This is a genomic window from Cytobacillus oceanisediminis (assembly GCF_004366035.1).
GTDB classification, from domain to species: Bacteria; Bacillota; Bacilli; order Bacillales; family Cytobacillaceae; genus Cytobacillus; species Cytobacillus oceanisediminis_C.
This window is the reverse complement of sequence record NZ_SOEE01000002.1, coordinates 126,187-148,720: the sequence shown is the minus strand read 5'-3', so window position 1 is coordinate 148,720 and position 22,534 is coordinate 126,187. Positions and strand designations below refer to the sequence as shown.

21 protein-coding genes are annotated in these 22,534 nt (G+C 41.2%); 11 read left to right on the top strand and 10 right to left on the bottom strand.

The window, feature by feature from the left end; genetic code table 11:
- The first annotated feature begins 4 nt into the window (after positions 1 to 4).
- Both DFO72_RS05080 and DFO72_RS29290 read left to right on the top strand, forming a co-directional pair.
- Complete coding sequence (locus tag DFO72_RS05080; RefSeq protein ID WP_113881110.1) at positions 5 to 220, top strand: heavy-metal-associated domain-containing protein; 216 nt, start codon at positions 5 to 7, stop codon at positions 218 to 220.
- A gap of 12 nt (positions 221 to 232) precedes the next feature.
- Positions 233 to 379: a hypothetical protein gene (locus tag DFO72_RS29290; protein WP_166672421.1), complete on the top strand. Its 147-nt coding sequence runs from the start codon at positions 233 to 235 to the stop codon at positions 377 to 379.
- 156 nt (positions 380 to 535) lie between these two features.
- Here the strand turns inward: DFO72_RS29290 and DFO72_RS05075 are convergent, their stop codons facing one another.
- From DFO72_RS05075 to DFO72_RS05060, 4 genes are all read right to left on the bottom strand, one after another.
- Entirely contained in the window at positions 536 to 1,801 is a 1,266-nt protein-coding gene (locus DFO72_RS05075) for an L-lactate MFS transporter (RefSeq protein ID WP_113881111.1), read from the bottom strand.
- 122 nt (positions 1,802 to 1,923) lie between these two features.
- Entirely contained in the window at positions 1,924 to 2,532 is a 609-nt protein-coding gene (locus DFO72_RS05070; RefSeq protein ID WP_113881112.1) for a TetR/AcrR family transcriptional regulator, read from the bottom strand.
- Between the two features lie 13 nt (positions 2,533 to 2,545).
- Positions 2,546 to 2,971, bottom strand: coding sequence for a DUF5392 family protein (locus tag DFO72_RS05065; RefSeq protein WP_113881113.1), 426 nt, complete (start codon positions 2,969 to 2,971; stop codon positions 2,546 to 2,548).
- A 14-nt stretch (positions 2,972 to 2,985) separates the two neighbouring features.
- Positions 2,986 to 3,705 carry a GTP pyrophosphokinase gene (locus DFO72_RS05060; RefSeq protein ID WP_113881114.1) on the bottom strand — a complete coding sequence of 240 codons (720 nt, stop codon included), beginning with the start codon at positions 3,703 to 3,705 and terminating at the stop codon, positions 2,986 to 2,988.
- 391 nt (positions 3,706 to 4,096) lie between these two features.
- On the opposite strand from DFO72_RS05060, the gene DFO72_RS05055 reads away from it, so the two are divergent.
- Positions 4,097 to 4,492: a MarR family winged helix-turn-helix transcriptional regulator gene (locus tag DFO72_RS05055; RefSeq protein ID WP_113881115.1), complete on the top strand. Its 396-nt coding sequence runs from the start codon at positions 4,097 to 4,099 to the stop codon at positions 4,490 to 4,492.
- 1 nt (position 4,493) lies between these two features.
- Entirely contained in the window at positions 4,494 to 5,696 is a 1,203-nt protein-coding gene (locus tag DFO72_RS05050) for an MFS transporter (protein WP_113881116.1), read from the top strand.
- Between the two features lie 61 nt (positions 5,697 to 5,757).
- Here DFO72_RS05050 and DFO72_RS05045 read toward each other — a convergent pair whose 3' ends face one another.
- The gene (locus DFO72_RS05045; protein ID WP_113881117.1) at positions 5,758 to 9,270 is read right to left on the bottom strand and encodes a S8 family serine peptidase; all 3,513 of its coding nucleotides are present in this window, start codon (positions 9,268 to 9,270) and stop codon (positions 5,758 to 5,760) included.
- Positions 9,271 to 9,655: 385 nt separating this feature from the next.
- On the opposite strand from DFO72_RS05045, the gene DFO72_RS05040 reads away from it, so the two are divergent.
- Complete coding sequence (locus tag DFO72_RS05040) at positions 9,656 to 10,900, top strand: helix-turn-helix domain-containing protein (protein ID WP_113881118.1); 1,245 nt, start codon at positions 9,656 to 9,658, stop codon at positions 10,898 to 10,900.
- Positions 10,901 to 11,141: 241 nt separating this feature from the next.
- Complete coding sequence (locus DFO72_RS05035) at positions 11,142 to 12,401, top strand: helix-turn-helix domain-containing protein (protein WP_113881119.1); 1,260 nt, start codon at positions 11,142 to 11,144, stop codon at positions 12,399 to 12,401.
- A 44-nt stretch (positions 12,402 to 12,445) separates the two neighbouring features.
- On the opposite strand, the gene DFO72_RS05030 is transcribed toward DFO72_RS05035, so the two are convergent.
- The 3 genes from DFO72_RS05030 to DFO72_RS05020 all read right to left on the bottom strand — a co-directional run bounded on the left by DFO72_RS05030 (position 12,446) and on the right by DFO72_RS05020 (position 14,346).
- On the bottom strand, positions 12,446 to 13,045 hold the full coding sequence (locus tag DFO72_RS05030) for a TasA family protein (protein WP_113881120.1): 600 nt from the start codon (positions 13,043 to 13,045) through the stop codon (positions 12,446 to 12,448).
- A 79-nt stretch (positions 13,046 to 13,124) separates the two neighbouring features.
- Complete coding sequence (gene sipW, locus DFO72_RS05025) at positions 13,125 to 13,661, bottom strand: signal peptidase I SipW (RefSeq protein ID WP_113881121.1); 537 nt, start codon at positions 13,659 to 13,661, stop codon at positions 13,125 to 13,127.
- Positions 13,633 to 14,346, bottom strand: a complete 714-nt coding sequence (locus tag DFO72_RS05020; RefSeq protein ID WP_113881122.1) for a DUF4047 domain-containing protein — start codon at positions 14,344 to 14,346, stop codon at positions 13,633 to 13,635. Before DFO72_RS05020 ends, sipW begins: the two co-directional genes overlap by 29 nt.
- A 227-nt stretch (positions 14,347 to 14,573) precedes the next feature.
- On the opposite strand from DFO72_RS05020, the gene DFO72_RS05015 reads away from it, so the two are divergent.
- Positions 14,574 to 16,355 carry a M4 family metallopeptidase gene (locus DFO72_RS05015; protein ID WP_113881123.1) on the top strand — a complete coding sequence of 594 codons (1,782 nt, stop codon included), beginning with the start codon at positions 14,574 to 14,576 and terminating at the stop codon, positions 16,353 to 16,355.
- 48 nt (positions 16,356 to 16,403) lie between these two features.
- Here DFO72_RS05015 and DFO72_RS05010 read toward each other — a convergent pair whose 3' ends face one another.
- Both DFO72_RS05010 and DFO72_RS05005 read right to left on the bottom strand, forming a co-directional pair.
- Positions 16,404 to 16,871, bottom strand: coding sequence for a hypothetical protein (locus DFO72_RS05010; RefSeq protein ID WP_113881124.1), 468 nt, complete (start codon positions 16,869 to 16,871; stop codon positions 16,404 to 16,406).
- A gap of 75 nt (positions 16,872 to 16,946) precedes the next feature.
- Positions 16,947 to 17,663: a sulfite exporter TauE/SafE family protein gene (locus tag DFO72_RS05005; RefSeq protein ID WP_113881125.1), complete on the bottom strand. Its 717-nt coding sequence runs from the start codon at positions 17,661 to 17,663 to the stop codon at positions 16,947 to 16,949.
- Positions 17,664 to 17,774: 111 nt separating this feature from the next.
- Here DFO72_RS05005 and DFO72_RS05000 point away from each other — a divergent pair, with 111 nt between their 5' ends.
- The 4 genes from DFO72_RS05000 to DFO72_RS04985 all read left to right on the top strand — a co-directional run bounded on the left by DFO72_RS05000 (position 17,775) and on the right by DFO72_RS04985 (position 22,409).
- Positions 17,775 to 18,470 (top strand): response regulator transcription factor, encoded by a 696-nt coding sequence (locus DFO72_RS05000; RefSeq protein WP_113881126.1) that lies wholly within the window; start codon positions 17,775 to 17,777, stop codon positions 18,468 to 18,470.
- Positions 18,463 to 19,467, top strand: coding sequence for a sensor histidine kinase (locus DFO72_RS04995; protein WP_113881127.1), 1,005 nt, complete (start codon positions 18,463 to 18,465; stop codon positions 19,465 to 19,467). The genes DFO72_RS05000 and DFO72_RS04995 overlap by 8 nt, the downstream gene beginning before the upstream one ends.
- A gap of 250 nt (positions 19,468 to 19,717) precedes the next feature.
- Entirely contained in the window at positions 19,718 to 20,479 is a 762-nt protein-coding gene (locus tag DFO72_RS04990; RefSeq protein ID WP_113881128.1) for an ABC transporter ATP-binding protein, read from the top strand.
- On the top strand, positions 20,469 to 22,409 hold the full coding sequence (locus tag DFO72_RS04985; RefSeq protein WP_113881129.1) for an ABC transporter permease: 1,941 nt from the start codon (positions 20,469 to 20,471) through the stop codon (positions 22,407 to 22,409). Before DFO72_RS04990 ends, DFO72_RS04985 begins: the two co-directional genes overlap by 11 nt.
- The last annotated feature ends 125 nt before the right edge of the window (positions 22,410 to 22,534 follow it).

Genomic DNA, 22,534 nt, shown 5'->3' with positions numbered 1-22,534 from the left:
TTGAATGATTACTCGGACAGTATCCATCGAAAACATGGATCAGGCAGATGAAGAAAAACTAAGCAAAGCGCTGAATGATGTCTGGGGTGTCCGGAAGATTAAGCTGAATTCCAGGAATGGTGAAGCAGTCATTTCATTTGATGAAGATGCTGCTTCCTTCATGGATTTTGAACAGGCAATCAAAGACTGCGGATATAACATTCTGTCAAACGATGAATAAGGGGGTGTTTCTTTGGCAAATGTCTGTGAAATCTGCGGGCACAGGGAGGAAAAGGAGGAAGATAAATACAGCTTTGATATGCTGATCATTTGCCCGGATTGCTCCAATGACCGTGTTCATCCATTTTCATTTGATAAAATAAAGACTCCTGCCAGCTAATCCGGCAGGAGTTTTTCTCTGGCATTTTGAACTTCGAGAACAATCCAGCGCAAGCAGCCTGCCCACTCGAGATCACAAATCAATCCTCTCAAAAAGGCACCGCGCGGCTCGTCTTGTGCTGGTCGGGGGATGGGCAAGGCGCTTCTGCTTTTCAGTTTATTCAGTAACAAGCTGCCCGCTTGCCCGTTTTTCCTTCTTTGCAGTTCTGATTTTCTTGATATCGCGCTTCATCAAGAGTGAGACGATGAAGCCAATGGCAAGCATGGTGCCAAATACATAGAAAGTAATCGTATAGCTTTGCGTATTTTCATATATGCTGGATACGAGCATAGGGCCGACCACTCCGGCGATGGACCACGAGGTAAGCAGATAACCATGAATCGCGCCAAGCTGTTTGGTTCCAAACAGGTCTCCAATAAAGGCCGGAAGCGATGCAAATCCACCTCCATAGCATGAAACAATGATATAGAGGAATACAGAAAAGATCAATGAGTTTGTAATAAATGGAAGAATGAAGAATGCAGCAACCTGGATCAGGAAGAAGGTCATATATGTATTTCCTCTTCCAAGGTAATCTGATGCGGATGCCCAGCCTATTCTTCCGCCTCCATTAAAGAGGCCCATAATGCCGACAATGCCTGCAGCCGTGATGGCGCTTGCCCCAGTGATTTCCTGGGCCATTGGTGCTGCAACTGAGAGAATCATGATACCTGCAGAAATATTGATAAACATCATGATCCATAGAAGCCAGAAACGCTTGGTTTTAATCGCTTCATTGGCATTCAGCTGTGCCAGATCTGCCTTAACCGGCCGCTCTTCCCTGTTCTCCTCCATTACTTCAGGTGCCCATCCTTCAGGCGGCTTTGCGATATAAAGCGCTCCCAAAATCATCAGAATAAAATAACTGATTCCCAGGACATAGAAGGTTGTCGGAATCGAAGTTGCGATCATTAATCTGCTTGCAATGGGGCTTGTGATCAGTGCCCCTGCACCGAATCCCATAACTGCCATTCCTGTGGCAAGTCCCCTTCTGTCAGGAAACCACTTAACCAATGTGGAGACAGGTGCAATATAGCCGAAGCCGAGACCCAGTCCCCCAATTACACCGAAGAAAATCAGGAATAGGACATAGTTCTCCAACTGTATGGCAAATCCGGACCCAATAATACCGATTCCAAAGAAGACTGCGGCAATCATGGCTGAAACTCTTGGTCCCCGCTTTTCTACAAACCGGCCAAAAAAGGCTGCCGCAATCCCAAGGATAAAAATCGCAATGGTAAATGCCAGTGAGACGTCGGTTTTTTCCCAGCCAAGCGTTTCTTTTAATGGGTTTTGATAAACGCTGTAAGCATACACCGAGCCTATTGATAAATGAATGGCGACAGCTGAAAGGGCAATCAGCCATCTATTCTTGTTCGCCATAACTAACCCCTTTCCTGAATATTGTTTTATTTATTCCCCTAATAAGGAATAAGCTCCATGCTATTTTTTACCTTCCCAAAAAAGCCTGTCTCTAATCCTTTTAGAGACAGGCTTTCCGAAATTTACCCTGATACAAACCCTTTTTTTAATAAATAGATTTCTGTTCTGTAATTATTCAAAGCTTCTTCGAATGGCAGTTCCCCCGCAAATTTTTTCACGATATTGTGGAATGTGACAGAGGAAATGATCTGCATCATATGAAAAAGTTCATCCTCGTCCTGTATATTCAGCCGCTCCTTATTTATCAGATTGCTGATTTTCTTAAAATCCTCATTCAGGTCATTTTCACCGAAGCTTCTCGCCATAACATTTTCGATTCGATGCGTCATATTTAGAAATAAATTCCTCAGAAACTGCAGATTTTCTTTTACCTCCGTAATGATGGTTGTATAAAAGTCGATCATCGCATCAAAAATATCGCCATTATTTTTGCGCAGTGTTTCCAGAAAGTGCTGCTTATAGGAAGAAACATGGCTATTCAATAAGTAGAAAAAGGCATCTTCTTTATCGTCAAAATACTGATAAAAGCTGCCGCGGGGGATTTTGGCATCTTTTATGATATTGGATATAGATGCCTGATAAAGCGGGACGCGGGCAAATTCCTTTTTGGCTGCATGGACTAAGTTTTCCCGTTTGTCTTCAGGCAAATTGAAAAAAGTAATTTTTGGCAAGTCCGGTTCCTCCTTACTGCCAGTCTCTTTTTTCCTCCTTTAAGAATTGGATAAAATAAGGGACTGCCTTTCTGGGATTCTCATTGATTAATGCTTGATATCTCGTTTTAACATGATCAGTAGCCCATTGGCTTTTAGTAATCCGTTCTCTAATGTACTGTGAGCTCAGTTTTTGAATTTCCAGCTGCAGATGTTTCCCTTCTTTAGAAAGGGCAAATCCGAGCGCACCAATTATGGCGTAAATCAGGATGGCTAACGGTGATGTTTTCTCATCCTGAACGGTGAAAAACAAGGTCATGAGATTGATTAATGACAGAATAATCAAGGGTGTTGACCAAAAAATATATCTGGATGCTTTTTTCATAATGGGAGATACTTTTTCTTCAAGCTGCTCCAGTTCTCTTTTTACGAAATTCGGCATATCTGTCCATACTTGCATCTATTTCGTCTCCTTTAAGTTTTTATCCCTTTATTGGCCAGCAGGAATTGCAGGCTTTCAGGCGAAAAAATCATGGCTTCATCATCTTCCAGCTGTTTCAGGCCAATCATTTCCTCATGGATGTTTTCCATTTTCCGATCGAGGCGTGAAGCCGTGTCAGCTGCCTCTTTCAGTTCATTCACTATTCTTTGCGGAACTTCTTTATTGTACTTGTAGTAAATCTTGTGCTCGAGGCTCGCCCAGAAGTCCATGGCAATCGTCCTGATTTGAATCTCTACAGGAACCATCTCTTCCCTGTCAGACATAAAAATGGGGAGCTGGATAATCAGATGAAGGCTCTGGTAGCCATTTGGCTTTGGATGCTGAATATAATCCCTGCATTCGAGCACCGTTATATCTTTCTGGCCTTCAAGCATGGCTTTGATTTTATAAATGTCTGATATAAAGGAACATGTAATGCGGACGCCCGCAATATCCCTAATATTTTGCTTAATGGATTCTAAGGAGATCTCCAATTTTTTTCTTTGCAGCTTTTTAAATATACTTTCTGGAGATTTAATTCGTGATTTTACATGCTCGATCGGATTATAGTCATGCACATACTGAAATTCTTCTTTCAGGATATTTATTTTCGTGTTTATTTCTTCCAATGCGAACTTGTGGGACATCATAAAACGCACTAAATCTGTCCTTAGTTCCTTCAATGTAATTTGTTCAGGCGTATTTGTGGCCATATGGACTCCTTTGAATTTTTGCCTTGTTTTTTTGGCGGCATAAAACTGGATGGCTTTTTGCAGATTGCAGCATTTACTCCCTGTTTCTGCAAATTAGAAATAATCATTTGAATTTTGGACAAAGCTTTCACCTCGATGTGACACTGTGTCATCCTTACAATTGAATTGTATATGACATCGTGTCACACGTCAACAGAGTATGACATTGTGTCACAAATTTGCCTTTTTTTGATTTATGGGGCTGTTTTAGAAACAAAGGTATTGCCTATTTACATGTCAACGATTAGAGCTGTATAATATATAATTAGTTACTCTCGATAACTATTACTCAAAGTAACTAAATTGGGAGGTTTTTCAGATCGAAACATTTCAGAGGTTTTTTCATCAGCTTGTGCTGTTGTATCGCCCATTTGAGAATAGGCTGAACAATGCGTTAAGCAAGCATCAATTATATCGGGCTCAATGGTCCATTATGTATTACTTGAATAATGATGCCTCAGTTACATTGGTGGAGCTTTCACATTACCTTGGCGTTGAAAAACCAACGGTGACAAGGACGATTGCAAAATTGGAGGAAATGGGGTTTTTAGAACCTGTTCCGACTAAAGACAAACGGGAAAAAAGAATGCAGCTGACCGATACTGGCAGGAAGGTTTATCAGGAAGTCCGCGCAGCTATTGATGAATTTGAACAGGAAATTCTAAGAGGAATTTCAGAGGAGGAACAGTTGGAAGGGATTCGTCTTATGAGCGAAATCCGCAAAAATTTAATGCAGGGAGAGTTATAAATTGAATCAGCCTAGACCGAAGCTTTGGACAAAGGATTTTATAATCGTTTCATCCGTTAATTTTTTCTTAACATTGATTTTCTATTTGCTGATGGTAACCATTGCTGTCTTTGCAGTGGATTACTATAGCGCCTCAACTAGCCAGGCCGGGCTTGTAACGGGCATCTTTATTATTGGAACGCTCATTGGCAGGCTATATATCGGGCGAGCCATTGATAACATCGGACGTAAGAAAACACTTTTTATCGGATTGATCTTTTTTACGCTTACGACTCTTTTATATTTCGTCAACATTGGAATTGGTTTCCTGCTGGTTACCAGGTTTATACACGGCATTGCTTTAGGCGTGGCGAGTACGGCGACTGGGACCATCGCTGCACAAATTATTCCGGCAGCACGCAAAGGGGAAGGAATTGGCTACTTCAGCATGAGCACAACTCTTGCCACAGCTGTTGGGCCATTTATTGGTTTATTGATGATGCAAAAAGTTTCTTTCCAAATGATTTTTGTCTTCTGTCTGGCCATTGGCATCATTGCTCTGATAACATCCTTCTTTTTATACGTTCCTGCAATAGAAGCCTCAGGTGTGAAAAAGCAGGGCTTCCAAATTTCCAGCTTTATCGAGCCAAAAGCAGTCCCGATTGCATTCATCACACTGGCAATCGCATTCGGTTATTCCGGGGTCCTCTCTTTTATCAATTTTTTTGCGATAGAAGTCGGCTTAGTCAAGGCCGCGAGCTTTTTCTTTCTCATTTACTCGGCCGCTGTCTTGGTTTCACGGCCATTTACCGGGCGTCTGATGGATCTTAAAGGAGCAAACTATGTTATGTACCCCGCTTTTATTTTATTTGCGGCAGGCATGTTTGTGCTTAGTACAGCGAACAGCAGTTTTACCTTGCTTTTGGCTGGAGCGCTAATTGGGCTGGGCTTTGGTAATATGCAGTCCTGCACCCAGGCAGTGGCCGTCAAGCTGACACCTGCACATCGGATGGGATTGGCGACGTCAACATTTTTTATCTTTCTTGATGCAGGCTTGGGATTTGGTCCCTATTTGCTGGGATTCATTATTCCAATTACAGGATATGGCAAACTCTATGGAATGATGGCAGTCTTTGTTTTATTATCAGCCATTTTGTATTATTTCCTTCATGGGAAGAAAGAAGCTGCCGCCTTAAAAAAATTGAACACATCTGTTTCAGCTTGATTCTAAATCACTTCAAAATATCAAGAGCCATGGACTTTTACCGTCCATGGCTCTTGATATTTTAGTTCTGAAATACTGTAACCGTTTTAGGATTCGTGGTTACTTTAAAGCCCTGCTTACTTGATACATCCGCATTAATGGTGTAAGTCCCATTTGGAAGATCTGCATCTGGAGTCCACTTCAAGTGAATTTCATGTTCGTTTTCCACATTGATTGTGTCTACGGTTTTTCCTGCTTCATCTTTAATATTCACTGTCCAGTTTACGCGGTTGTTTGCAAATGCATTGATGCCGGCAGGCGTATTTGCATTCACATTTTTATTAGGATAAACACTGAAGTAGCTCACCAGCATTTCTTCATTAATATAGGAAGGATCCCCCCATACAGCAAAGCTCTGGTTAAATGCATGGTCGACACCCATTACGACAACGCTCTTCGGTTCTTCTTTTACAAGGGCTGAAGTTTTACCAGGTTCGAGCGGCATATACCTCCCGTTATACCAGATGATTGCACCATTATAGCCGCTTCCCCCTTCGTTATCTTCTGATTTAAAGGAAATCTCATATTGGCCGTCCTTTGGCTGTACTTGAATATCCGAGACGATTGGTGCAACTGAGTCTACGTGAACCGGAAGCCTTACTTCCTGAGGTTTGGCATCTTTGTAATCAAGTGTTGTTTTGATTACATATTGATAAGAGCCATCTTTAACGGTATTCCCGTTTTGATCCTTAACGTCCCATAAATAGCCGTTAATCATATAGTCACGGAAGGCCATGATATTTTTGCGGAACTTCCAAGGCTTGCCTGTATATTCACTGAAGTCGCCTAAATAGTTGATCATTTCCCCTTTATCATTCTCCACGTACATTTCTGTCTTTTGTAAATTGCGGAGAGCTGTAAAAGTTGGGAAAACACCTGGCAAAACTGCATTTGGCGAAATCACAATACGATCCATATTAAATGTTCCAGTATACGGATCATATCCCATCGGAAACTGTGCTCCTTCATCGTTCCATAGGACTGTATATCCTAAGAAGGCTTCTTTTTCCCAGGCAGCTGGGTCGAGGTTTTGCGGCTTGTCCCATTGTCCAAAGTATCCCATATATGGAACTGTTAGCGGCACAGAGGCATCACTGTTTTCACCTGTTGGCACAAGACGGACATATCCTTCGACAAATGTGCCCTTTTTTAGGCTATCCGGCAATTGAATCTGTACATCCAGACTTTTGTTTTGTCCTGGCTTAACTTTTAATGTTTTTCCTTTTTCATTGGTCACTTTTTCTCCATTTACGATGGCAGAAGCCCCTGACATCCGCTTGCTGGTCATTGTTAAATATTCCTTGGTATCTAATTTGCCATCATTATCCAAGTCAAACTCTTTTGTTTCAGTTTCGTCTGTTAAAACATCAACGAACACTTTATATTCCAGTTCTTTCACATCAGCATTCCGAAGTGCCTCGACATTCAGTTTGAAGTGTGCTTTCTCATTAATCTCCTTAAGAGCAACCGCTCCTGCCTGTTCCAAAGGAGCATTTTTATTTGTGACAAGTACAGGTGTTTTGATCGCATTTTGTATTTGCATTAATCCGCTTCCCTGTACGCGTGGTGAGTAAGGGACCTGGCTGTTTGCCCGCGGATCCTGAATGATTTTTGACGTATTCATTAAGGCGATTTTCGCTTTTAATGCCGTTTCTTTGGATTGCGGCAATCCTTTTTCATATAAAGCCTGAAGCAGCAAAGCTGATCCGCCTGCGACATGAGGTGCTGCCATGGAGGTCCCGCTCATTATTTCATATTCATTGCCCGGAACAGTTGAATAAATCCCTCCGCCTGGTGCTGATAACTCAGGCTTGAAGTCAAGTGTGTGCGGCGTTCCAAAAGATGAAAAGTCTGACATGTTATCTTTATCAGCATTATCCAACCAAACACCTTTGCTCATCTGCATCTTCACTGTTTGTCCCTTGGACAGCTGCGAAATTAAAGCATTCCCATCCTTCTTGCTGGTTGTTGCTGCAGGAGTTAAGTACGGGCTAAAAAACAAGAAAGGATAATCAGCTTCGTCATGTGGCGGTACAAGGATAACCGCCTTGGCACCATTTTTTCTGGCTTCAGATTGTACATATGAATATAAACCATATTTCTGATTTGGTTTTGCTACAACTATTTTGCCGGCAACATCTTTTCCGGCAAAATCAGCCGTCTTCCCTTCCCCTACATAGACCATTTCATAGCTTTCTCCTGATGTTAGAACTTTTGATAGCTTGAAGTTTACATGGGTCTGATCCTGGTATGGAAGCTGCAAACCGTTTTCATCAGTAAGTGCATTCATATGCAATTTAGTATTTTCATAGGATGATACGGATAGCGCAAATGGACTTACAGAAGGTTCTCCTACTGTTCCAATATCCGGATTTTCTGCATACGGCTTGGCAGAGGCATCCATAATATTATTATTTGTGCTATAGGATGAGTTGCCTCCAGCTGCTACCACGAGGGTGCCCTGTTCAGTTGCTTCCCGGATTGACTTTTGGATTGGATCATTTTCTTCTCCAACAAAGCCTGCATCTGATCCAAGACTCATGTTAATGACGTCAGCCCCCATTGCCACAGCGTGTTCAATTCCAGCAATAATATCATCTTCATAAGCTCCTCCGCCATTATCAGAAAATACTTTTTCAGCTAATAACTGTACACCCGGAGCAATCCCCTTTACCCCATTACTTTCTTCATCCCCATTAGCGCCTACAGTACCCGCCACGTGCATGCCATGCGGACTTCCATATTGTCCGCGGGGAATGACATCTGTATCTTCATCTGCCCAGTCATATCCTGTCGGTACTTTGTCACTATACCAGACGTCATTAATAGCCGTTTCAGCGAGTTTTGCGTTGATTCCTCCCTCAGACCACTTCTGCTTTTCTTTCCCTTCATCAGTCAATGTCATATCCTGGTGTGTATAGTCCAATCCGGAGTCAACTACAGCAACAAGCAGCCCTTCACCTTCATAGCCATGCGCCTCCCAAACCTTCTGTGCCTGCACTAATTCCTTGCTGGCACCCATGGATGGCTGAAATGTTCTGGCAATATGTACGTTTGTGACACCTGGGAATTCCTGAATTTCTTTTACATTACGAAACTCGGTTTCCAGACTGAAACCATTAAACCCCTCAAAAAAGCGATGCTTCACTTTCTTGAAAGATTTTTTCTTGGAAAGCGCTGATATAACCTCGTCTTGTTTTGCCTTCATTTTACTTTTTTTGCTTTGTTTCGTTTTTTCAGTACCTGCCGGCTGCTCGACCTCAACAATGACACGTAATATTTCATTTGGCTTATATGGTTTCGTTAACCCTTTTTCTGTCAGGTTCTTATATCCCAGCTTGTCCACTGCCTTGGCATCAGCCTGATATTGCTGTTCCAAAAATATTTTCTGCCCCTGCTTAACAATGTCTTCAACACTTGGTGCCTCGATTTGGTCATCCTGAGCTCCTTGTGCCGAGACTGTTCCCCCGAATAGCATTGCTGCTGCCAATGCAGAAGCCAGCACTTTATAGGGTACCCCTTTTTTCAATTTCATTTCTCTCCGCCCTCTCCTCTAGAAAGATTCAATATTTTTTAACTTTTCTTAAAATTAATTGTATTGCCGGCTCTGAGAGAAGTAAATTGGGGGAATCTAAAAGGATGGATCCGTTTAAATTCAGGACTTTATATCCGCTTTGAAAGAACTCTTCCTGTTTAAATAGTATAAAAGACAGACTTCCTTATCAATTTTCTATTAACTTTCTCACTTCCTGGTTAAAAAGACTTTTTGAATTACCCCAAATTGAAACCTTTAAAAACCTCTTAGGAATAATTTCCCACGACCTCTTGGAAAAAACAGACATCTGACAATACCTGGATATCTGTTTCTTGCTGATAAGGTATGCTACGATCATATTCAGAACCACAGGGGGGATGCTGTTTTGAAGGAAGGCTTAATTATAAAATATTACCGGGAACGGGCTGGATTGACCCAAACACAGCTGGGCGAAGGGATTTGTTCTGTGACTCATATCAGTAAAATAGAGCGGGGACATACACAATATTCGTCCGAAATCACACATCTGATCTGTAAACGGCTGAACATAGATCTTATAAAAGAGCTTGAAAAGTTTGATATGCTTGAGACTAAACTCCATGAATGGCTGGATGCCATGGTTAAACAGCAAAAAGAAGATATAGAATTAATTAAAGAGGAATTAGCCCAAAATCCTTACCTTCATTTTTCGGAAACAAAATATTTTCATTCAATCCTTTTGGCTCGATACCACCTGATGCAAGGTGAGCAAGAAAAGGGGAAATCGCTTTTAGACAGCTGCCAAAATGCTTGGAACACACTTGATCGTTTTGAACGGAATCTTCTCGAACATACATGGAGCATTTATTTTCTAAACTTACAGAATTGCAAAGAAGCCATTGCCCATTTAAAAAATATTAATCCTAAAGAATATAATAATCATGAATTTTATTTTCACCTCGCAACCTCTTCTCATTTGATGAATGATAAAGTTAAAGCCTATCACTATGGCACTCTTGCACTGTCCCATTTTCGGGAAACCAATAATTTCAAAAGAATTCTTGATACAGAAACCGTTTTACTGATCCAAATGGGCACATACGACCTTTGCCAATTTGAAGAAACTGTCAAGCAGTATCATACATTAATCAAATCCTGCCGGGCTCATAAAGAAGAAGCCAGGGAAATGAACCTTTGGCATAATCTAGCCGTTGAATACTTTGCAAAAGGCTTTTATTCAGAAGCGAGTGAAGTTTACAAAAAGCTATTGGAACAATCCGAGGTTAATCCGAACCCGCCTTTAAAATTAAGCGCAATTAGAGGCTATGTTCATAGCTGCCTTAATCTGGATTATTATAAGAAACAAGATCTCAGATCCTTGCTGGACGATGGCCGCCGGCTAGCTGAACAATTTCAAAATGAAACCTATCAATATGTTTTTTATATGCTCGATATCCTTCTAGAAGATAAAGACATTAATGATTACTATCTCTTTTTAGAAAATACATTCCTTCCCCACCTGCATGGATTAGGGAATAGCACATTAATCACTCTATATGAAAAAGAACTGTTTCATTATTACAGGAAGTCGTCACAGCATGAAAAAGCAAGCGGGCTTGCAGCCAAATACTTTGAACCCCAAATTCATTAAACATGATTGAGTGAGAAAAATCTTCTATATCCCATAGAAGATTTTTCCTTTTGTGCTATTTTTCTACCCTTCCCAATCAGCCTTTTGGATTTATTGCTGTTTACTCACCCCCAAAGGATCTATGTCTTCTGACCCTAAAAATTCCCCCAAAAAGGAAAATCTTAGATAAAAGATAATTAAGTATTTAAGAGACAGCCGCCTGGCCTATTCACCTATTATTAATAGATAAGGAGAGGATCACATGCTGGAAGGGGAAATTATTAAATTCTACCGGGAAAAGTCTGGTCTTACACAAGCTATGTTAGGTGAAGGGATTTGTACTCCTACCCATGTAAGCAAAATTGAAAGAGGGAAAACTGCTTATTCACCGGAAATTATTTCACTTTTCTCTGCCGTTTTAAATATTGACATTCAAACGGAGATTGAATACTTCCGGGATCTGGACAAGCGCTTGCAGGATTGGCATAAGGCCATCATCATGTATAGAATAGCCAGGGCTGAGGAAATCAAGAATGAACTGGAAAGCTCCCCATTTATTCAATCTTCTAAATATGCGGCCCATTATCTGCTTTTAAAGGCAAGATATCATTTGCTGCATCAGGAGTTAGAGGAAGCATCCCGGATTATTAAGCAAGTTAGCAATGTGTTTCCTAGCCTCCCCCTTTTTGAGAGAAATTTATTTTACCATGTTCAAGGGATGTATTATATTAATCAAGCAATAAAGCCAGATTGCGCGGATCAGCAAAAGGCACTTCAGGTCTTAAAAAATATCAATATTAATGAATATGGCAATGAAGAATACTTTTATCACCTGGCAATCGCCTATCATTATATTGATTCAAAAATCATGGCTTACATGTTTGCAGAAAAATCCTTACAGCACTTCAAAAACACGAACAACTACACCATGGCGATAAAAGCGGAATCCATTATCCTCCTGCAGATCAGCAGTGATATCTTAACCGACATGGATAAACTGGCAGAACGTTATCATCATTTAATCTGGGACTGCGAACGAATTGGATTTCATGACTATAAAGGGCTGCTTTACAATAATTTAGGATTTGAGTATTTTAATAGGGAACAATATGCTAAGGCAAAGGAATGCTATAAACAGGCTTTGCGTTTAGCTGACAGGAATACAATCATTTATCTTCAGCGATTATACTCGTACCTTAATTCCTGTATAGAAGGCAAATTATCCGGCAAAACAGCTCTCCTTAAAAAAGCATGCGAAGGAATTCAGGTTTCAAAGGAGCTTAAAAGCACCTTATACTTATCGTTATTTAAACTTTCTAAGTATCAGCTTTTTCATCAGCGTGAGAAATATTTTAAGTATTTGGAAGAAAAGGCTTTCCCTGAATTTGTTAAAATTAAACATATGATTCTTATGCGCAGGTTTGGCAAAAAGCTGTATGAATATTACATCGAGACAGGTAATCATGAAAAAGCCATTCATCTGAACAGTCAGCTTGAAGGCAATGAATTAATTAATGTGTAAAAAAATCCCTTGAATTTTCTTTCAAGGGATTTTCCGTCCATTTTCTATTTTACTGTTCCTTCAGCCTGTTCTGCATTGAATTTCCATTCCACCTGCAGCGCATCTCCCTGGAATTCGTTTTGATCCCCTCCGTTATCCACAAATTCGAACAGCACAATAATTTTATCGGTTTCCCCAGGGGCCAGGCCATCCGGAACTGTTCCCCCGCCTACAAAGTTATCAATGGCTGTTAAATCCGGAGTTTGTGATTGCAGTTCATGCAAAGTAGTTTCTGCAACCTGTACGGTTGCGTTAGCCTGATTATATAGGATCGTGACTTTTATGTGCTTTCCGAAATCATCTGCATTTGCAGCTCCATTTAATTTTGCATCCTCCACCTGGTAGTTTGTATGCAGCAAGATCTTGGAGATATCTAGAGTGCCGCTATTTGTGATGGTAAACTCACGTGAAACTTCATCTCCTGGTTTTAAATCCGCAATATTGACAATTGTTTCAGGGTTTACCGCCAAATCCAGGGTACCTGCTGCAAACGTGTTATTCGTAACCTCCGTATCGCTGAAGTAAGCGTATGTACCCCCACCCATTAATGAAAAACCTAAAGCAGCTGTCAAAAGCCCTTTACTTACCTTTTTTGCAAATCCCATGTGTTACTTCCTCCTTTGGATACTATAAATTTATTTAACTCTTATTTACCTGTGGCAGATAAGAGGCATAACCGACGTATTAAGCGTTTTTAGTTTCGTATTCTTTAAGAGCCAGAAAAATAGTCCTCGCAGCAGAGAGCATCAGAAGCAGTCCCGGGATAAACAACAGGAGTGCGGACCCTTCTTTGGATGCTGCAAACTCAGCCGCATAACCTGCATATGGGATGGTAAAACCCACATATTTGCCTGTTATATTTTCAGGCTGCACATATTCCATATCCGGAGCGTCATTGTTGTCGCCTTTCGTTTGATATAAAACCCCGGCTTTCGTTTTCTTCACTTCGATAATTCTATGGGTAATTAATTTATCTCCTGATTTAAATGTAATAATATCTTCCGTTTTTAAATTTCTGTCCGGCTGTTTCACTACAATAATGGATCCTGTCATGAAAGTCGGTTCCATGGATCCCGATAAAACAGCTTTTGCCTGATACCCTATAAGGGACGGTTCTCCTCCGGATGCTTTTGAGGATATCACCCAAATAGCAAGCAGGCACAGGAGCATCAATCCTGCTGCACTGATACATTTACTCAGTATTTTCATGGCTTTCTTCATTGGCTATTTCCTCCTCTGCATCCTTCTGTGAATTGTCCATGCTGACATTCTGTTCTTCCACTGGATTCGCTTGTTCCTCAACAGGCTTTTTGTGTTCAATTATCTGATTTTCCTGCTCCCTGATAGGCATTTCTATTTTTTCATCCGTTTCCAATTCTTTTGTCCTTATGCCCTCTCCCTGCTGCTTCTTCTTTTGCTCCTGCAATTTTTGATAAAAAAGCTGTTCCAGCTCCTGAAGGGTAAGAGAATCATTCATTCGCAGAAGGAGCTTGTCTACTTTAAGAAAACCTTTACTTACAAACTCATATCCTTCCTTTTTTTCTGCTTTTAGATGCAGTTTTTCCAGTTCTGCTCTTATTCTATGAAGTTCCTCCAAGCTGGCTGTTATCTGTTCTTTTTTTCTCAAAAATTCCGATGACGGATCTGCGTTCCCATTTAACAGTCCGTTCTTCACAAATGTTTCTAAACCTGCATGCTCTTTTACTAGTTGTTCACTTCTTATCCTGGCTTTCTCCTCAAGCCCGTGAATATAGGATGGGAAAACAAAAGCAGTGGAGATTATAATAGGCTTTGCCTCTGCCTGGCTTGTAAAGGCAGCTTCTGTTTTCCCGACAAGCTGAGTGCCCGTATAAAAACTCAGGCAGCAAAGACACGGCAGTATGAGTTTATTCAATCCCTTCTTCATCCCCCGTTCTCCTCTCGAAAAGGTGTCCGTGGAACAAGCATACGAGAGGTCATGCGCAAAGTAAATTGGGTTATTTTGCGGTATTCCGAAGCAAAATACAGGCTATTTTGATTTCCGAATTCATGAATGGCAGGCATATCGCAGATCCCTATAACCCAATTGACCATTTGTGTAATTTTCAGAATAATTGACCTTGAAATACCAATCCAAACTAAGAGGTGATCAGTTTGAAAAGAAATAAGCTAAAAAAGAGAGTCCTCCCTGCAGTTCTGGCAGCTTCGTTTGCCATTTCGGGACTATCACTGCCTGCCAAAAATGTGCTGGCAAATGAAGAAATCGTTAAGTATCATCAGGAATTAAAGACGCCTTCCTACATAATTGGGACCTGGCAAGCTCCTGAAGGACTGAGCAAGGAAGAAGCTGTATATGCGTTCCTACAATCAAAGGCGAACTTATTCAAAAATGCCGGCTACGAGGCCAAGGATCAATTCAAAATCATTGATCAATTTAATGATAAGGAAACAAACACACACCATTTCAGAACTGTAGAGCAATATAACGGTATTCCTGTATACGGTTCACAGCAGACCATTGCTTTGGACGACAAGAACAAGGTGACAGCCTTCTTTGGCAAAGTTACACCAAATCTGGCACGTTCCATTATTCCTACAGATGCGAAACTGGGCGAAGATGAAGCATTAGAAAAGGTAAAGGACAGCATTGAAGATAAAATTGGAGAAGTGAAGAGCTATGATGGTATAGATGGAGAACTTGTTATTTATCCGCATAATGGGCAAAAGCATCTGGCTTATTATGTAACAGCTTCCACTTCAGCGCCGGCCCCGGGTTATTGGCATTATTTTGTAGATGCCGCAACTGGAAACATCATTCATAGCTATAATTCCATCGCGGAACTGACACCATCTTCACCTGAACAGCCTGAGGCACAGCAGACTGCTTCTTTCCAGCCTGCACCGAAAGCACTTCCGACAGTTTCAGAACCTGTCCAAGCAAGAGGTATGGATATTTTCGGGACACTTCAATCATTCCAGGCAGTTAAAGACCCGGAAACAGGAACGCACTATTTATTCGATGGGACAAGATCTGAAGGTGTCCATACATTTAAAGCGAACCGCATGCCTGAAAACGCGTTTATAATCCTTTCAGCTCTGCTTGGAATGACCGGATTCGAGGTGGAGAGCAGAAACAACTTCTTCTATGATCCTTCTGCGGTGTCTGCCCATGTGAACGCAGGAAAAGTTTATGACTATTATAATAAGGTTCACGGCCGGGATTCCCTTGATGGCGAAGGGATGAAATTAGTCTCAACTGTCCATATCGGTTCGAAGTGGAATAATGCTGCATGGAATGGCAAGCAGATGCTATACGGAGATGGAGACGGAACCAGGATGATTTCCCTGTCCGGCGGCCTGGATGTAATCGGACATGAAATGACACATGGAGTGATCACCAATACAGCCGATTTAATTTATGAAAATGAATCCGGTGCGATCAATGAATCCATTGCTGATATTTTAGGGGCTTTCGCTGAAAATAAAACAGGCGAAGATCTTTGGTTATTAGGAGAAGATATTTGGACGCCAAATACACCAGGCGACGGTCTTCGTTCGATGAGTGACCCGGCTTCTGTCTATATTGGAGGCTATACAGAATCAGGCTACTACCCTGATCACTACAGCAAACGTTATGTGGGGGAGCTTGATAAAGGCGGTGTCCATATCAACAGCAGCATCAACAACAAAGCTGCCCACCTGATCACAGATGGAGGCACTCATTACGGTGTTTCGGTAACAGGCATTGGAAAAACGAAAGCCGAGAAGATTTTCTATAGAGCACTTACCCATTACCTGGCAGCAAGCTCCGACTTCAGCCAAATGCGCCAGGCTGCCATCCAGGCAGCAAAAGACCTGCATCCGGATCAAAACGGACAGCCTTCAGCTGAGGTAAAGGCTGTTATTGCAGCATATGATGCGGTTGGTGTTAACTAAGTTTACCCTTTAAAATAAAAAGAAACTCGCCACGCTGCGGCGAGTTTTTTAATGTATCTTTTTCCTCCTCATAGCTGAAAGGATGCCTAAAATTACGGTTATGATATGGGATAAAAAAAAGGTATAAACATTAAAGTAAAGACTATTTGTGTATTGATTGAACCAGCCAAAACGGTAAATTCTTGATTCCGGGTTATCCGGCGTCCCTCCAAGAGCAGTGATCAGCTCACCTGTATAATCGTTCATTTCAATCATCAGCAAAACACAGCAGGCAAGTGAAAAAACTAAAATTCCTATAGTCATTTTACTATCTTTCACAATCTTTGCATTTACCAGCTTAAAAGTATAGACCCAACTGGAAATAAAGACAGGTGTAAAAAGAAGGATTACGAGGATGCCTAAATTTCCATTGCCGGAAATCACATGCGGCTTTACCGTAAAAAGGTGTTCTATCAGGTAAAAACCCAAGAATGAAAACAGGAAGCACAGGACCCAAAAGATAAGTTTTATATTCAAGAGCAGTCCCCATTTCGTGATTGGCTAATTCTAATCAGCCCAATTTTATTAGCCCCGCATTTTTCATGTCGGCTTCTACCTCAAACTCTCAGCCAGCAGGTAAAGCCCTGTGAAAATCAATATAATGTATGTAAAAACCTTGAAAAAAAGCTGATTAATTTTAGCAAATAAAATATGTCCCAGGTATAGACCCAGCAGCACTAGCGGCAAAGCATACAGGCTTGAAAGCCAAATCGTCTTATTGGTCCCAGCAAAGACTATCTGAAATACCAGACTGGCCGAGTAGATAAACAAGTAAAAAGCCAAAGTAGTTCCCCTAAGCCGCTCTTTTTGGGTATCAGTTCCTGAAAAATATAACAGGAGCGGCGGGCCGGGCATGCCAATGCTGGATGTCATTATTCCTGACAAGCCGCCTACTGAATAATCCCTGCGGCTTGTTTCTTTCACACGGAAATTTGCCATCAAAAGCATCGTTAAAAGCAAAATAATGAAACTGACAGCTAACTTCAGCCAGGAAATGTCCAAAAATAAAAAAATGGCTATACCGATCGGCAGCCCGGCTGCACTTCCAATTGTAAACCTTTTCAAAACACCAAAGTCTGTATCCTTCTTGATTTTAGAAAATAATGCTGCTGAAATCATTAAAGATAAAATTAGATTAATTTGAATGGCTTCCCTAGGTTCAAAAAGAAGCAGCAAAAACGGTGTGGCCAGGATTGAGAAACCAAAGCCCGTGCTTGTCTGTAAAATGGACGCAATTAAAATAATAAGGATGAAAAGAAAGATTTCCATGCACAAAACCTGCTTTTTACCCTATTTTAACACAGCGCGGAAACAATCTGGCACACCTTGAGCTTTTCCTATACAATAATGGAAGGAATATGCAAAAGTGTGGTGAATTGATTGTTTAAAGTGCTTTTAATTGAGGATGATGCCTCCCTGTTTACAGAAATCAAAGACCGGCTCTCCCAATGGTCTTATGAAGTCCATGGAATTCAGGACTTCAGTGGAGTCATGAAGGAGTTTGCCGGCATACAGCCTGATTTGGTCATTATCGATATCCAGCTTCCGAAATTCGACGGGTTTCATTGGTGCCGGATGATTCGTTCACATTCGAATGTGCCGATTATTTTCCTGTCATCCCGGGATCACCCAACCGATATGGTCATGTCCATGCAGCTTGGGGCTGACGATTTTGTCCAAAAGCCCTTCCACTTCGAAGTCCTGATCGCCAAAATACAGGCAATTCTCAGACGTGTCTATAACTATAGTGCCATTCAGAATAACTTCAAGAGCTGGTGCGGTGCGGCGGTTGATTTCGAAAAGAATACCGTTACTAATGAGAGCGGCTGCATAGAATTAACGAAAAATGAAATTTACATATTAAAGCTTCTGATTGAAAGAAAAAATCAAATTGTCAGCAGGGATGATATCATTAATAGCCTATGGGATGATAAACGATTCATTAGTGACAATACTCTAACGGTCAATATTAATAGACTAAGGAAGAAGCTTGATGAAATCGGGCTTGGCGCCAGAATCGAAACAAAGGTCGGCCAGGGATATATGGCAATTGAAGAGGACGCCTCACATGTTTAGGAATTATATCAGGGAAAGGTTAAGCTGGATCCTGCTGTACGCTTTCCTTCAGGTGCTTGCTGCCTTTGTAGTATATATCGACTCAGCCATATCCCTTAAGCCCTTCCTATATTACACTTTTTTATCTGCAATTATTTTCACAGGGTTCATCTTTCTCCGTTATCAAAAAGAAACACGATTTTACAGAGAAGTAGCAGAGAGGGAAGATAATTTAGATATATCGAGCATACCAGAGTCTGACAGCCCTTTTGAAAAAATAATTGAGTCGGGCCTGGTTAGCCAAACTGAACGGTTTAAACAGGAGTTCAGCCGGAACTGGACACTTCTCGAGCAGGAAAAGGATGAACTGCTGTCCTGGATTCATGAAGTAAAAACACCCTTAACTGCCATGCATCTCATGATAGACCGGATTGGGGAACAAACTCTTAAATCTGCCCTGACGTATGAATGGTTGCGCATCCACCTTCTTCTTGATCAGCAGCTACATCAAAAGCGGATTCCTTTTATGGAAAATGACTTGTATATTGAAATGATTCATCTTGAAGACATTCTATTCAGTGAAATCAAATCTCTGCAGTCCTGGTGCATGCAAAAAGGCATTGGCTTTGAAATGGAATTGGTAGAAACAGAAGCTCTGAGCGACGCAAAGTGGTTCAGTTTTATCATGCGCCAGCTTTTAACCAATGCTGTGAAGTATAGTGAGGAATCAGATATTTGGATTTCGAGTTCCCAACTTGACGGTAAAATATCCTTGAGGATCCAGGATTTTGGCAGAGGCATCGATCAGAGGGATTTGCCGCGAATCTTTGAGAAAGGGTTCACATCTACTGCAAATCACCATGAAAACGCAGCAACAGGCATGGGGTTGTATTTAGCCAAAAAAGCCGCAGACCAGCTAAAAATAAAAATCCATGTGGAGTCTTGTTTAGGCAAAGGCACAATCGTGACACTTACCTTCCCTACACGCAATGATTTCGTCAGCATAACAGGCATGTGACAAAAATGTCACATGCTTTTGCTGTTTGTTCGTTCAATCGAAGGAATTACATAAACGTAAACTTCTATAATAAGGTGAAACTTCAATCAGTGGTGGTTTCTTTTCCCCACTGATTGTCAGTTGAACCAGTCGGGCCTTTACGGACAGTTTGACTACCTCATATCCTCCTTGGAATCATTCTGAATCTTGAAGGGGGAGTCTTACTGCCCATTAGACTGCGATAAAGCTATCAAAGAAAGGATGGTTACACATGTTTGTACTAGAAGCCAAAAAAATTCATAAAAGCTACGGCAATAAATTTAATAGGCAAGAAGTATTAAAAGGAATTGATCTGAAAATTGAAACGGGTGAATTTGTAAGCATTATGGGCGCTTCAGGTTCAGGGAAGACCACTCTTCTCAATGTACTCTCGTCTATTGACAGTGTAAGCGGCGGAGAAATCAAGATTGAAGAAAAGGAAATGACAAGACTGAAGGAAAAGCAGCTCGCCCAGTTCCGCAAAAAGCATCTCGGGTTTATTTTTCAGGAATATAATCTCCTGGATACATTGACAGTGAAGGAAAATATCCTTCTCCCCCTTTCCGTAAGCAAAACACCAAAAAAAGAAGCCGATGAAAAGTTTGCAGCAGTTGCGGGTGAGCTCGGAATATTCGAGTTAAAGGATAAATACCCTAATGAAATTTCCGGCGGGCAAAAGCAGCGGACTTCCGCAGCTCGTGCTTTCATACATGAACCAAGCATCATTTTCGCGGATGAGCCGACAGGTGCGCTGGATTCGAAATCAGCATCAGACTTATTGAATAAGTTAAGTGATTTAAATCAGAAAAGGAAAGCAACGATTATCATGGTCACCCATGATCCTGTGGCGGCAAGCTTCTGCAGCCGGGTTATTTTCATCAAGGATGGCCAGATCTATACTCAGCTGAATAAGGGAGATCAATCAAGACAGTCTTTTTTCAAGGATATTATGAAAACACAAGGCGTTTTGGGCGGTGTGCAGCATGAGCATTAATACCATCATCCTCCGCAGCCTGAAAAAGAATCTGAAAAATTATTATCTCTATGTGTTCGCACTCATTTTCAGTGTCGCGCTCTATTTCGCCTTTGTCACCCTTCAATATGACCCATCGATGTCTGAAGCAAAAGGATCGATAAAAGGTGCAGCAGCAATCAAAACAGCCTCTATCCTGCTCGTGGCGATTGTTTCCATCTTTCTTCTGTACGCAAACACTATTTTTATCAAAAGACGAAGCAAAGAAATCGGGCTTTTTCAGCTGATAGGAATGACAAAAAATGAAATTTTCAGGCTTCTTAGCCTGGAAAATCTTATGCTGTATTTTGGTTCCTTGATCATTGGAATCTTTATCGGTTTTTCGGTTTCGAAATTAATACTGATGGTCCTTTTTAAGTTGACAGGGGTTGAAGGAATTGCATCATTGCACCTTTCAAGTGAGGCGCTTTTGCAGACTGTCATCGTCTTTACGGTTATTTATATTTTCATTATGCTGATGAACTTTGTTTTTATCAAAAGGCAAACCATTCTATCTTTATTCAGGGTGGTTTCAATTGCAGAAGGAAAAGTCAAAAAGCTGTCCATGCTGGAAATGATATTGGGCGTGCTTGGTTTAGTCCTGATCATAACCGGCTATTATATCTCTTCCCTTTTATTTGGCGGGGATTTCACATCCATGAACGAGCTGTTCCTTGCGATGGTGGTCATCCTGGCTTCCGTTATCATCGGAACCTATCTTTTCTACAAAGGATCGGTAAGCTTTATCGCCAGCCTGATCCGCAAAAGGAAAGATGGGTACCTGAATGTTAACGAAGTGCTTTCATTGTCCTCCATCATGTTCCGCATGAAGTCGAGTGCACTGCTTTTAACGATTATTACAACTGTCTCCGCTCTTGCGATTGGGCTGCTGTCCTTAAGCTATATTTCTTACTACTCAGCGGAAAAATCAGCCCAGGATAGCCTCCCCTCCCACTTTTCGTTTACTGATAAGGAAGATGCAGGGAAGTTTACAGGGAGACTTCATAAAGAAGGATTAGAGTATATGGAAAAAAGTATTGAGTTATTGCATGTGGATGTTGATATGGAGGACATTCTAGATGTCAATCTGGAAGAAATGAATTTTGATTCACCAAACATGATCTTGCCGGTTGTAAGCGAAACATCCATAGCTGGCATTAAACTTTCTCCAAAAGAAACCGTGCTGACAGGATATAATGATGCCCTTCAGAAATTCATGACGCTCAAGGGCTCAGGAGAACTCGAGTTCATGGGAAAAACAAACACGATTAAACAAAAATATTTAGGGTTAAAAAAAGATTTTGTTCTCCCGTTTTATTTTACATCAGGCGGGCTGCCGGTTGCTATTGTGGATGAGAAGGTATATGAAGAGCTGAAAGCTGACCTTAATCCTGAAATTCAGGATGAAGATTCGATTTTCATCGGAGTGGATATAAAGAATGAAAGCGATATTGAAAAAGCCAATACACTCTTCAAAGAGATGGAATTCAGCGGCAGAGCCGATTCCCAGCAAGAGATGAGCACAAGGCAAAAAATGAACATAGGACTGATCATGTTTATTGTCGGTTTTCTCGGTTTAACCTTTTTGGTCACTTCAGGCTGTATTCTATATTTCAAACAAATGGATCAGAGTGAGGATGAAAAACCAAACTATACAATCCTGCGGAAACTTGGCTTTACACAGGGAGACCTGCTGAGCGGAATTCAATCCAAAATGGCTTTCAACTTTGGAATTCCGCTTATCGTCGGCCTTCTGCACAGCTACTTTGCCGTACAATCCGGCTGGTTCTTCTTCGGAAGCGAGCTTTGGATGCCGATGATCCTTGTTATGGTGCTTTACACAGTGCTTTATTCGATTTTCGGAATTTTGTCTGTGATCTATTCGAAAAAAGTGATAAAAGATGCACTATAAAATAGAAAAACCGCTCAGGTATTCAGGCCTGAGCGGTTTTTCGTTTTAGTCGGTTATATTTGCAGTTTTCCAGAGCTTGTTTGTCAGTTCCCAGTGTTTTTTTGCAGGTTTTCTCAGTTTATTTG